The 12,645-nt window shown below is 71.5% G+C and carries 9 protein-coding genes; 6 read left to right on the top strand and 3 right to left on the bottom strand.

The features are described from left to right. Nucleotides 1-366: 366 nt before the first annotated feature. Nucleotides 367-2,913, bottom strand: a complete 2,547-nt coding sequence (locus tag ACWCSV_RS14735) for a SulP family inorganic anion transporter (protein WP_451142081.1) — start codon at nt 2,911-2,913, stop codon at nt 367-369. Between the two features lie 280 nt (nt 2,914-3,193). Between ACWCSV_RS14735 and ACWCSV_RS14730 the strand changes: the two genes are divergently transcribed. After that, nucleotides 3,194-4,540 carry a hypothetical protein gene (locus tag ACWCSV_RS14730; protein ID WP_451142079.1) on the top strand — a complete coding sequence of 449 codons (1,347 nt, stop codon included), beginning with the start codon at nt 3,194-3,196 and terminating at the stop codon, nt 4,538-4,540. Nucleotides 4,541-4,749: 209 nt separating this feature from the next. Here ACWCSV_RS14730 and ACWCSV_RS14725 read toward each other — a convergent pair whose 3' ends face one another. Then, complete coding sequence (locus tag ACWCSV_RS14725) at nt 4,750-5,742, bottom strand: ATP-binding protein (RefSeq protein WP_451142077.1); 993 nt, start codon at nt 5,740-5,742, stop codon at nt 4,750-4,752. Between the two features lie 102 nt (nt 5,743-5,844). Here ACWCSV_RS14725 and ACWCSV_RS14720 point away from each other — a divergent pair, with 102 nt between their 5' ends. Beyond that, nucleotides 5,845-6,669: an oxidoreductase gene (locus ACWCSV_RS14720; RefSeq protein ID WP_451142075.1), complete on the top strand. Its 825-nt coding sequence runs from the start codon at nt 5,845-5,847 to the stop codon at nt 6,667-6,669. Between the two features lie 470 nt (nt 6,670-7,139). Here the strand turns inward: ACWCSV_RS14720 and ACWCSV_RS14715 are convergent, their stop codons facing one another. After that, complete coding sequence (locus ACWCSV_RS14715; RefSeq protein WP_451142073.1) at nt 7,140-7,982, bottom strand: HAD family hydrolase; 843 nt, start codon at nt 7,980-7,982, stop codon at nt 7,140-7,142. 499 nt (nt 7,983-8,481) lie between these two features. On the opposite strand from ACWCSV_RS14715, the gene ssd reads away from it, so the two are divergent. From ssd to ACWCSV_RS14695, 4 genes are read left to right on the top strand one after another with little or no spacing between them, the layout of a single operon-like run. Next, nucleotides 8,482-9,603, top strand: coding sequence for a septum site-determining protein Ssd (gene ssd / locus ACWCSV_RS14710; RefSeq protein WP_451142071.1), 1,122 nt, complete (start codon nt 8,482-8,484; stop codon nt 9,601-9,603). Beyond that, entirely contained in the window at nt 9,600-10,745 is a 1,146-nt protein-coding gene (locus ACWCSV_RS14705) for a TadA family conjugal transfer-associated ATPase (protein WP_451142069.1), read from the top strand. The genes ssd and ACWCSV_RS14705 overlap by 4 nt, the downstream gene beginning before the upstream one ends. 50 nt (nt 10,746-10,795) lie before the next feature. Further along, entirely contained in the window at nt 10,796-11,671 is an 876-nt protein-coding gene (locus tag ACWCSV_RS14700; protein ID WP_451142067.1) for a type II secretion system F family protein, read from the top strand. Beyond that, complete coding sequence (locus ACWCSV_RS14695) at nt 11,668-12,579, top strand: type II secretion system F family protein (RefSeq protein WP_451142065.1); 912 nt, start codon at nt 11,668-11,670, stop codon at nt 12,577-12,579. The genes ACWCSV_RS14700 and ACWCSV_RS14695 overlap by 4 nt, the downstream gene beginning before the upstream one ends. Nucleotides 12,580-12,645: the final 66 nt, after the last annotated feature.

The following is a 12,645-nucleotide window of genomic DNA, read 5'->3' as shown; positions in this document are numbered from 1 at the left end:
CAGAAGCCCAGCCGGTCCGCGGCTGCCTGTTCGTACGCCTCCGCCGTGACATTGGCGTTCGCGGCCAGCTCGGCCGGCGGCTCGAACCGGCGCTCTTCCCGCAGCAGGTTGGCCAGGCTTTCGTTGCTCACGACATCTCCCATTCCCAGGGTGACCGTTGTGTCCCGGGGCATAGCTCATCAGGCGAAAGGCCGAGTGACAAGTGTCTGCCGGGAATTGGTTTAGACCTATCCCTCGTGTATGGAGGAACTCCGCCTACCCACCCCGCCGGCGCGGCGGTCGCTACGGTGTGTCCGTACCGACCGTGCCGCGCCCGCGGGAGAGCGGCGGAACCACAAGGTCTCACGGCCCCGGGGTGTCACCGGTTCAGACGAGGCTGTGGCCGGCCTCCTCGTGACCGGGACCGTCCTCCATGCATGCCTCCTCCTGATCGGGGCCGATGCCCGGCGCCACCCGCTCGAAGACCTCGTCCGGGCCCGAACCGGAACTGTCCCCCTCCGTCAGCAGATAGGCCTGCGCCTCCCCTACGTGGAAGTACATGCCGTGCAGCTGAAGGGTGCCGTCCGCCAGCCTGCGCGCCACCGACTCGTGGGCGCGCAGGTGGTCGAGCTGCTGGACGACGTTGGTCAGGCAGAGCTGCTCCACCTCGTCGGCGGGCATCCGGCCGGAGATGCGCGCCCAGGACCGGTCGCGGGAGGACATGCGGTCCAGGCTCGGCAGTCCGTGCCGCAGCCACCGCCACAGCGGCGTGTTCCGGGGCGTGCCCGGCTCCGCGTTGAGCAGTGCCTGCATGGCACCGCAGCCGGAGTGCCCGCAGACGGTGATGGACTCGACCCGCAGCACGTCCACCGCGTACTCGATCGCCGCGGCCACCGAGTCGTCCCCGCCCACGTCGGCCCCGGCCCCCGGCGGGGGCACGAGATTGCCCACGTTGCGCACGGTGAACAGGTCACCCGGCCCACTCGACGTGATCATGCTCGTGACGAGGCGGGAGTCCGCACAGGTGAGGAAGAGCTGGGACGGCCGCTGGCCCTCCGCCGCGAGACGGGCGAGCTCCTCGCGGACCAGCGGAGCGGTGTTGAGCTGGAAGGAACTGATGCCGCTCAGCAGCCGGTGCCCGCCGCGCCGGGGAGCGTCGGCGCGCGCGACTGGGTGTCCGTCCGCCTCCGGCGCCTGTTTCGCCGGAAGCCCGTCGGCACGCCCCGTCCTGGTGCGGGGGTGATCCGCCGCGGTGGTGGGCTGGTGGGGGCGGTCGTGGCAGTGGTGGTTGCGCCAGGGCGTCCACGGGCGGCAGCAGGAGTGCGCCGCCGACGCGGGTTCCGCGATCCTCCCTCCGGACCTGCCGGTGAAGACGATGCTGCCGCCGTGGGCCTCCTGGGTGGTGCGCCAGTCCTGAATGGCCTCGTAGGCCGCGTGGTCCATGAAGAATCCGTCCAGTTCCACGATCGCGTAGACGCCTTGGGGGAGTTGGTTGAGGATGCGGCTGAGCCGGGGCACCGCGAGGAAGGTCAACTGGCCGCGCACGATGACCAGGTAGCGCCCGTCGCTCTCGCTCACGGTGACGCGGGTGCGGGCGAGCCGGTGCAGCGCCATGCCCACGGCTGCCGTGATGCCGATCGCGACGCCGGCCAGCACGCCGAACACCACGACGCCGGTGATCGTGGCGCCGTAGACCAGGAATTCGCGGTGGCGGTGGACGTTCCTGATGTGGGCGTAGTTCACCATCTGGATGCCGACGACCATGACGAGGGCGGCCAGCGCGGCGAGTGGGATCCATTCGAGCACGGCGACCAGGAACGCCGCCGCGAGCAGCACCCACACGCCGTGCAGCACGGTCGCGGCGCGGCCGGTGGCTCCGGCGCGGACGTTCGCGGAACTGCGCACCGCGCCACCGGAGATCGGCAGCCCGCCGAGCAGCCCGGCCAGCGTGTTGGTGATGCCCTGGCCCCGCAACTCGCGGTCCAGATCGGAGCGGGGAACGCGTGAGAGCGGCATGTCGGGCTGCTGAACGGCATGTTGGGCCGCGCGGTCGGAAGTGAGCTTGTCCACCGCCACGGCCGCCAGGAGCGACTCCAGGCTGCCGACCAGCATCACGGTGAACATGGCGGTGGCGAGGGCGAGTACGGGCCCGTGCGGCATTTCGGGCAGGGCGTGCGAGCTCCAGGAGGGCAGGTCCACCCGGCTGATGCGGGGTGCGGCGACGGCAGCCACCGCCGTGGCCACGGCGACCGAGGCGAGCGCGGCCGGAATCCTGCGGAGCACGCGGCCCGCGCCACCGGGAATGCGCGGCCACAGCACCAGCAGCGCGATGGTCAGGGCTCCGACCAGCGGGGCGGCCGGGCTGATCCGCGCCAACTGCTCCGGCAGCGCCAGGGCGTTGTCCATCGCGGAGCTCTGCGGTGAGCCGCCGAGGACGATGTGCAACTGGGCGAGCGCGATGGCCACCCCGATCCCGGCGAGGGTACCGTGGACGATCGCGGGGCTCACGGCGAGGGCGGCCCGCGCCGCTTTCAGTGACCCCAGCAGGATCTGGAGCAGCCCGGCTCCAATGGTGATGGCACAGGTCGTGCGCCAGCCGTAGACCTGGATCAACTCGGCTGTCACGACGGTCAGTCCGGCGGACGGCCCGCTGACCTGGAGCGGGGTGCCGCCGATCAGTCCGGCGACGATGCCGCCGATCGCGGCGGAGATCAGGCCCGCCTCCAGCGGTGCGTCCATGGCGACGGCGAGGCCGAGCGACATGGGGACGGCGATGAGGAAGACCGTGATCGAGGCGGAGAGGTCGCCCGCGGTGACGCGGAAGCGGAGGCCTCCGCGCGGCGGCGGGCTGTGGGGCCGCTTCTCCCCGGCGGCGCGGGGGAGGTGGGGGCGGTGGTGGTCTCGGTTCTTTCGGGTGGGTACGCAGGCAGGCATTCCCGTCTCCTCCGGGGCAGCGCGGTCGCGGAACGTGGGGACGCGGCCGTGGGTCACGGCGTGCAGCGGCGGGATTTCTCAACGCTAGGTAAATGGATCGTAATGCAGAGTAAAGAAATGTGGTTCACATATCAGGCAAATAGCCCATGGAATCACCCAATGCAGTGAATAAGCATCTTTTCGTACGGCCTGTCGCTCGGAGGCATCCGAACCGCGTGTGAACGTGACCGCGCCGGTCGGCACATTCCACGCAAACGAGCCGCAAGGAAGAGGTGGGCGGATGATCGCCACCACGAAGAGAGTTGCCCTGGGCATCACCACCGCAGCCGTGTTCGTCGCGCTCGCCGGTTGTTCCGGCGCCGGAACGAACGGGGCGTCGGGAGCCGCCGCCGAGAAGGCGCACGGTGCCAAGAAGAAGCCCGACGGGCAGAACGCTCCCGCCCCCGGCAACGCCGTCCAGCTGATCGGTGACGGGTCCACGGCCTTCACGGGCGCTCAGCCCAACCTCCCCGTCCCCAAGCGCCTCGCGCCGGGGCAGAAGCCCCCGCAGTTCGTGGTCTTCTCCTGGGACGGGGCCGGCGAGGACAGCCAGAAGCTCTTCTCCCACTTCCGCGGAGTCGCCAAGAAGTACGGCGTGAAGATGACGTACTTCCTCAGTGGCGTCTATCTGCTGCCCGAGGCGAAGAAGGACCTCTACGACCCGCCCCAGCACTCGCCCGGCCGCTCCGACATCGGCTTCAACGACACGAAGGGCATCCACGACACCCTCAGGGAGGTGCGTGCCGCCTGGAAGGAGGGCAACGAGATCGGCACCCACTTCAACGGCCACTTCTGCGGCCCGGACGGTGGTGGCGGCACCTGGTCGGTGGACGAGTGGAAGAGCGAGATCCGCCAGGCCAAGTCCTTCGTGAAGAACTGGAAGACGAACGACCCGGAGCTCAAGTCCGAGGCACCGCTCCCCTTCGACTACGAAAAGGAACTCGTAGGCGGCCGTACCCCGTGCCTCGAAGGCCGGGAGAACATGGTCGCCGCCGCCCGGGACCTGGGCTTCCGCTACGACTCCAGCGGTATCAACAACCAGGTCTGGCCCGCGAAGAAGGACGGCGTCTGGGACCTCTCGCTCCAGCTCGTGCCCGTCCCGGGACGCGACTTCGAGACGCTCTCGATGGACTACAACTTCATGTTCAACCAGTCCGGCGTCACCCAGGGCGACCCGGCGGAGCACGAGTACTGGGGCGACCAGATGCGTGACGGTCTCCTGGAGGCCTTCGACCGGTCGTACGACGGAAACCGCGCGCCGCTGATCATCGGCAACCACTTCGAGTCCTGGAACGGCGGCACCTACATGCGCGCCGTGGAGGAGACGATCGCCTCCGTCTGCACCAAGTCGGACGTGCGCTGCGTCTCCTTCCGCCAGCTCGCGGACTGGCTGGACGCCCAGGACCCCGCGGTGGTGGCCAAGCTCGGAACGCTCGGCGTCGGGGAGGCCCCGAAGGGCGGCTGGTCGTCCTACCTCGCGGCTCCGACCGTGGCCGCCGGTGGCAAGCCGATGGGCCCGGCGGCGAAGGACGCGCACAAGGGTGCGGGCGCGGCGAAGGCTGCGGGGAAGGACGCGGAGGAGAAGTAACGTTTCTCCGGGCTTCGGGCTTCGGGCTTTGGGGATCGCGGTTCGGCTCCGGGGGGCGAGGTTCGGCTCCGGGCTCCAGGTGTCGAGTTCGGTTCCGGGTCTCCAGGTTCGGCTTCGGTCCGCGCGAGGGCGGGACCGCCGCGGGTGTTCCGCGTGGGTCCCGCCCTTCCGTCGCGGCCCCTACCGGCAGGACCGCGGTCGCCGCTCGGTCACGCGGGGGCGGACGCGCCCGTCACCAGGCGGTCGTCGAGCGTGAATGCGGGGTCGACCTGGGCGGCCAGATCGGCGCCGGTCTTCTCGTTGCCCCAACTCTCCGCGTTCTTCAGGTGGAAGTGCACCATCTGGCGTGTGTACCGCTCGCGGTCGCGCAGCGCGTACGAGTCCTCGGCCGCGTCCTGGAGTGCCTGGAGCGCCATCCTGTTGTCGGCCTCCAGCAGCTCGAAGCGGTTCGGCCGGCCCTTCTCCATGGCCCGCACCCAGTCGGAGTGGCCGACCCCGACGAGCAGGTCCTCGCCGACCTCCGAGCGCAGGAAGTCCAGGTCGTCCGGGCCCTGCACCTTGTTGCCGACCACCCGGAGCGTCACGCCGAAGTCCCGCGCGTACTCCTTGTACTGGCGGTACACCGAGACGCCCTTCCGGGTCGGCTCGGCGATCAGGAACGTCATGTCGAACCGGGTGAACATCCCCGAAGCGAACGAGTCGGATCCGGCGGTCATGTCGACCACGACGTACTCGTCGGGGCCGTCGACCATGTGGTTGAGGCAGAGCTCCACCGCACCCACCTTGGAGTGGTAGCAGGCGACGCCGAGGTCGGACTCGTTGAACGCGCCCGTGGCCATCAGCCGGATGTCGCCGTCGTCCAGCCGGACGGTGCGCGCGCAGGCGTCGTAGACGGGGTTCTCCTCGCGGACGCGCAGCAGGCGCGAACCCTCGCCGGGGGGCGTCGTCTTGATCATTGTCTCGGCGGAGGCGATCCGGGGGTTGGTGCCGCGCAGGTAGTCCTTGATGAGCGGGAGTTCGGCGCCCATGGACGGAAGCGCGGCTGCCTCCTGCTCGTCGAGGCCGAGTGCGGCCCCGAGGTGCTGGTTGATGTCGGCGTCCACGGCGATGACATGGGCTTCGTTGGCTGCGAGGTGTCGGATGAAGAGAGAGGACAGCGTGGTCTTGCCGCTGCCGCCCTTCCCTACGAAAGCGATCTTCATGTTCACCTAGGGTAGTCCCACCGTCGCGGAAAGTCGTCGCGCTTCGTGAAGAACGACACGTGGGGGGCGCGAGGGTGTATGAGGCGCGTAGCCTCGTTACTTATGAGTACGACTGCCTCGGACCCGCTCGCCGCCCTCGCCGCTCTGCCGGGTGTTCCCGACTCGGTGGACTCGGTCCGCAAGGCCGTGGACCGGGTCTACGGCCACCGTGTGATGCGGCGCCGCAGCAACGAGGTGACGTCGGAGGCCGCGCTGCGCGGGGGGCGCGGTTCGGCGGCGCTGTCCGGTGCCGACTGGAACCTGGAAGAGGTACGCCGGCGCACCGACTTCAGCGGCGACGGCGAGGCGCGGACGGTGGGCGCCGCGCTGCGTCTCACTGCCGAGGCCGGTCAACTCCTCTCCATCTGGCGGCAGTCACCCCTGCGGGTGCTGGCCAGGCTGCATCTGGTCGCGGCCGGAGGTGCCACCCCGGACGACGCCGTGGGGCGTCCCCGGCTGGCCGGTGAGACGGTCGACGAGCCCCTCGTGGAGGCTCCCCTGCCGGGTGCCGACGAGGTGGCGGGGCGACTCGACGGGCTGTCGCGGCTCATCATCGACGGGAGCACCGCTCCCGCGCTGGTCACGTCCGCCATCGTGCACGGCGAGCTGCTCGCCCTGCGTCCCTTCGGCTCGTGCAACGGGCTGGTGGCCCGGACTGCCGAACGCATCGTGCTGATCGGCAGTGGCCTGGACCCGAAGTCGATCTGCCCGGCCGAGGTCGGTCACGCCGAGCAGGGGCGTGCCGCGTACGTGGCGGCGTTCGAGGGTTACATGTCGGGGACGCCGGAAGGGATGGCGGCCTGGATCGCGCACTGCGGGCGCGCGGTGGAACTGGGAGTCAGGGAATCGACCGCGGTCTGTGAGGCGCTGCAGCGCGGCGCCGCCTGACGGCGCAGGGGTACGCGCGGCTTCGGGCGGGGCGTCATCGATCGCGGCGGTACCGGCATCAAGAGTTGCGGCGGTACCGGAACCGGTACCGCCGCTGGCACTTCCGCCGGGTTACCAAGCGTCCTCGAGATATGCCCATCAGGTCGGGTTCTTTGCCCGTCACCTGGTGCGGCTGGCCCGTAATCGACGGGTCGACGTCGCGTGGGTGCTCGGCTTCGGTGCTCGGTCCGTGGGGCCTTGCTGCGTGAAAGGTCATCCTCTCGGATGTCCCCGGTCTCGCGGGCCGTTGACTCCTTTGTACTCCTGGAGCGGGGTAAGCGGTACCCCAGGCTCCACTTCTTTACTTTCGTGTTCAACCACCCTTTGCGGGACGCTGTCGGCTCCTCGCGCCGCGTGCCCGGTTGCCCGAGCGCGCGGTTGTGCGCACGGGGGGGGCACGGGTGCACGGGCGTCCGTGCCTCGGGCGGTGGTCAGACGGAGGTGGTGGCAGCCGCGCGTCGGCGCGTGGCGTACCAGACGAGACCCGCGGTGGCCGCCGCCGCTCCCACGGCTGCTGCGGCGACGAGTGCCGGACGCGGCGGCAGCGAGAAACTGGGCAGCCGCTGCTTGAGTCGCACCGGGCGGTTGAAGACAAGGATCGGCCACTGCCTGGCACCGGCTTCGCGGCGCAGCGCCCGGTCCGGGTTCACCGCGTGCGGGTGGCCGACCGACTCCAGCATCGGGACATCGGTGGCGGAGTCGCTGTAGGCGTAGCAGCGGGAGAGGTCGTACCCCTCCGACGCGGCCAGTTCCTTGACAGCCTCGGCCTTGGTCGGGCCGTAGGCGTAGTACTCGACCTCGCCCGTGAAGCAGCCGTCGTCACCGACGACCATCCGGGTCGCCACGACCCGGTCGGCGCCGAGCAGTTCACCGATGGGCTCCACCACCTCGGCGCCCGAGGTGGACACGATCACCACGTCGCGGCCGGCGGCGTGGTGCTCCTCGATGAGGGTGGCGGCCTCGTCGTAGATGATCGGGTCGATCAGGTCGTGCAGGGTCTCGGCGACGATCTCCTTGACCTGCGCCACGTTCCACCCCTTGCAGAGCGCGGAGAGATATTCACGCATCCCCTCCATCTGATCGTGATCCGCACCCCCGGCGAGGAAGACGAACTGTGCGTACGCCGTGCGCAGCACTGCGCGGCGGTTGATCAGGCCGCCCTGGTAGAAGGACTTGCTGAAGGCCAGCGTCGAAGACTTCGCAATGACCGTCTTGTCCAGGTCGAAGAAGGCGGCGGTGCGCGGCGAGAAGCGGTTTTCCACAAGGCTGAGCATAGGGGGCCTCCATTCGGCTCAAACTCCGGTGCGCGGGTTTGCCTGACAAGGTGCTCGGGTACACCATGGAAGTCACGGATCGTTCGCGACCGTGCTAACCCGGTCCGACTCCTCCCCCCCCCCGAGTCGGCCGTGGGGACGACCCCCGCTCTCCCCCCCGGCGGGGGTCGTCGCACGTCCGGGTGTGGTTTCCCCGGAGTCACGCGCTTTTTCCCCTCTGCCGCAGGCCAATCGCTCCGGCTGCGAGGGCCGCTGCGCCCAGCCTGACACGTAACTGTGTGTAGCGAATAGAGTGCGCTCCGAATGTCCCCGTTCCGAGTGACCGAGTTATTCACAACGTGAGAGTTGTCCACAGTTCTCCACCAAGATCCACATCTTTTTCCGTGAGATCGCATGGTGATTCCGCCCGCGAAGTCCGCGGGTTCCGGAATCGCCTGTCCCGGAACTTCCGGGATCAGCGTGAACGGTGCTCAAGGAGCTGTGAGAAGGGGTGGAGATCGTGGCCCGGTCCCTTGCGCGAGAAGGATTCCCGATCGCCGATGAGCGGTGCGGTGCACCGCTCATCGTGACGGAGGACATTGATCTGCTCGACGATCTGCTGCGTCTCTGTGCGGCGGCCGGAGCGGAACCGGAGGTTCATCACGGCGTACCGGAGGACCGGGAGGTATGGCGGCGGGCGCCGCTGGTCCTGGTGGGCGACGACGCGGTCAAGCGGTGCCGCGGGCTCGCGCGGCGCCGCGGGGTGATGCTCGTCGGACGGGACCAGGACTCTCCCGATGTCTGGCGACAGGCGGTCGAGATCGGTGCCGAGCACGTGCTGAGGCTGCCCGATGCCGAGGGCTGGCTCATCGAGCAGCTCGCCAACGCGGCGGAAGGCGCGGGGCGCCCCGCGCTCACCGTGGCGGTGGTGGGCGGCAGGGGCGGCGCCGGCGCCTCGACTCTCGCCTGCGCGCTCGCGGTGACCGCCGCCCGGGCGGGACTGCGGGCCACACTGATCGACGGCGATCCGCTGGGCGGCGGCATCGACGTCCTGCTCGGCGGAGAGCGTACGGAGGGCCGGAGATGGCCCGACTTCGTCCACACCAGGGGGCGGCTCGGCGGTGGAGTCCTGGAGGGCTCGCTGCCCGCCCTGCACGGCCTGAGGGTGCTCAGCCGGGGGCGCGAATGCGGCGTCATCGTACCGCCCCAGGCGGTGCGGTCGGTGCTGGCGGCGGCCCGCCGGCTGGGCGGGGTGGTCGTCGTGGACCTGCCCCGGCAGGTGGACGAAGGCGTCGCGGAAGCGCTCGCCCAGTCGGACCTCGGGCTCCTGGTCGTGCCCGGTGAACTACGCGCCGTGGCAGCCGCGAAATGCGTGGCGTCGGCGGTCGGCACGTCCCTCGACGATCTGCGTGTGGTGGCGCGGGCGCCGTTCGCCCCCGGGCTGGACGGCTCCTGGGTGGCCCGCGCGCTCGACCTGCCGCTGCTGGGTGAACTCCCGGTGGAACCAGGTGCTCCGGCACATCAGGACGGCATCCTTCCGCCGGGTTCCGGGCCGCGCGGTCCGCTCGCCCGGTTCTGCGCCGCGTTCTGGGAGAAGGCGTACGTAGGCGGTCTTCCCGTTCCTGTGGGAGGGGCGTCATGACAGAGGGCCTGCTGGATGCCGTGCGGCAGCGGCTGGCGCTCAGCGGGGAGGTGCCCACACCGGCCGGTGTGGCTGCCGCCGTGCGGGCTCACGGCCGGCTGCTCGGGGACGAGGAAATCCTGGGAGCTGCAGCCGAGTTGCGCGGCGAACTGGTCGGCACGGGCGTGCTGGAACCCCTGTTGGCCGATGCGGCCGTGACCGATGTCCTGGTCTCGGCGCCGGACCGGGTGTGGGTGGACCGGGGCGGCGGTCTGGAACTGACCGGAGTCACCTTCCCCGACGCCGCGGCCGTGCGCAGGCTCGCGCAGCGGCTCGCAGCGGTGGCCGGCCGGCGCCTGGACGACGCACGGCCCTGGGTGGACGCGCGGCTGCCGGACGGGACACGGATGCACGCGGTGCTGCCTCCGGTGTCCGTCGGGTCGACCTGTCTCTCGCTGCGTGTCGTCCGCCCCCGGGCCTTCACCCTGGAGGAACTGGTCAGGGCGGGCACGGTGCCGCCCGGCGGTGACCGGATGCTGCGGAGCCTGGTGCGCGCCCGGGTCTCGTACCTCATCAGCGGGGGCACGGGCGCGGGGAAGACCACCCTGCTGTCGAGCCTGCTGGGCGAGGTCGGCCCGCACGAGCGGATCGTGCTGGCCGAGGACTCGTCCGAACTGCGCCCGGACCACCCGCACGTGGTGCGTCTGGAGTCCCGCCCGGCCAACCAGGAGGGCGCGGGCCGGGTGACGCTCCGGGACCTGGTCCGCCAGGCGCTGCGCATGCGTCCGGACCGGCTGGTCGTCGGCGAGGTGCGAGGCGCCGAAGTGACGGACCTGCTGGCCGCGTTGAACACCGGACACGAAGGCGGGTGCGGCACGGTGCATGCCAATGCCGCATCGCACGTGCCCGCTCGGCTGGAGGCGCTCGGGACGGCCGCTGGGCTCGACCGGCCCTCGCTGCACAGCCAGTTGGCGGCGGCGCTGTCAGTGGTGCTCCACCTGGTGCGCGACCGCACGGGACGACGGCGTCTCGCCGAGGTCCATGTGCTGGAACGCGACTCCGGTGGGCTGGTGTTCACCGTGCCCGCGCTGACCGGTGGGCCGGACGGCTTCGTGCGGGCCCCCGGCTGGCAGAGGCTGGCCGCACTGGTCGGGGGTGCCTGATGGGCGGTGTGGTCCCCGCGTGCCCGACGTGGGGAGCGACGGCCTGTGCCGTGCTGGCGGCCCTGCTGGTCCTGCGCCGCGGCTCCGGCGGCTCGGTGCGGGCGAGGTGCGCGGCAGTGGTGCGTGGTGCCTCGGGCCCGGGCGACTGCGGAGGCGCGGACATCGGTGGTGCGGAGAGCGGGGTACCGGCGAGGGTGGCACGGAGCGCGGAGAAGCTGCGCGCACGGGCGGGTGAGCTGCTGGGAAGGCACCGCGCATGGTTGTGCGTCCCGGCTGCCGCGGTGCTCGCGGTGCTCGGGGAGTCGTGGTTGCCGCTGGCCGCGGGGGCCGTGGCGGTGCCACTGGTACGGCGTTGGCTGCGCGGGCGGGACGAGCGGGCCGCGTGCGAGCGGTCCGACGAGGCGGTGGTGGCGCTCTGCGGTGCGGTCGTCGGTGAGTTGCGGGCGGGACGCGAACCGGGGCAGGCCTTGATCCGTGCCGTGCGGGAGGCCCGGGCGCTGGGTGCGGCCGAGTCACCGGTGCTTGCCGCGGCCCGGTTCGGCGGCGACGTTCCCGCCGCACTGCACCGCGCGTCCCTGATGCCGGGGCTGGGGTCGCTGGCCGGGGTCGCGGCGTGCTGGCGCGTGTCGGTGGACGGCGGTGCGGGACTCGCGACGGGGCTGGACCGTCTGGAAGGAGCGTTACGAGCCGAGCGCCGGCGCCGGGAGGAGCTGCGGGCGCGGCTCGCCGGAGCCTGGTCGACGGTGGTGGTGCTGGCGCTGCTGCCGCTGGCCGGGCTGGGCATGGGCGCCGCCCTCGGGGCCGAGCCGCTCCGTGTCCTGCTGCACACCCCGGCGGGGCTGGTCTGCCTGGGGACCGGTCTGCTGCTGGAGGCGGTCGGGCTCCTCTGGGCCGGGCGGATCGTGCGGGCGGGGGACACGGGGTGAACGGAGAAGTTGTCCACAGCCTGGGGATCTGGCTCTCGGTGTGCGCGGCGGCCCTGTGTTCGGTGCTGTCGGTCACCGGCACCCGTCGGGAAAGGGCCCGGCTGAGGAGGGGCGCGACCCTCCTCGCAGGGGCGGACCACGACACCGGTACGGCGGCTGCGGTGGGCGGGAAGCGGGTCCGGCGAGTGCCGTCCCGCTCGGCCCCGGGAGCCCGTGAGGTCGCGGGAGTCCCTGAGGTCGCGGGGGGCCGGATGGCCGCGAAGGGCCGTGGTGTTCCGGGGCTCCGTGACGGGGTGACGCGGTGGGGAGAACCGGTCGGCGCGGGTCTGATGGCATGGATTCTCGTCGGAGGTGCCGCCGGAGCCATGGTCGGCGCGGGGGCGGCCGCTGCGGTGTGGCACGTCCGGCGAAGCCGGCGGGCTCGTCGTCCGGGGGGTTCCTGGACGACGACGGAGGACGAGCTCTCGGCTTCCCGGCAACTCCCGCTGGCGGCGGATCTCCTGGCCGCCTGCATCTCCGCCGGTGCCGGCCCCCGGCAGGCCGCGGAGGCCGTCGGGGAGTCGCTGCGGGGACCTCTCGGCGAGCGGCTGGTCCGGGCGGCCGTCGAGATCCGCCTCGGCGGCGATCCTTCCCTGGCCTGGGGCCGCCTCGGGGACATCCCGGGAGCGGGTCCGCTGGCCCGGTGCCTGGACCGGGCCGGTGAGACCGGGGCCCCGGCAGCCGAGCCGGTCGCCCGGCTGGCCGACGCCATACGCGCCGCGCGTGCCGACGCCGCCGCGGCGAAGGCCCAGCGCGCGGGCGTGCTCATCACCGCGCCGGTGGGGCTCTGCTTTCTCCCGGCCTTCCTGGCGGTCGGGGTCGCGCCGGTGATCGTCGGGCTCGCGGGAGGACTTCTGCACGCCGGCTGAACCGGCCCGCGGATCCATTTCCCGGATCCATTTCCACCTTTCCAGGACCAACGGCGCGCCGCAGGT

It is taken from the genome of Streptomyces sp. NPDC001770, from assembly GCF_053596135.1.
Note: the sequence above shows the minus strand (reverse complement) of the source record. Positions and strands in the feature narration are given on the sequence as shown.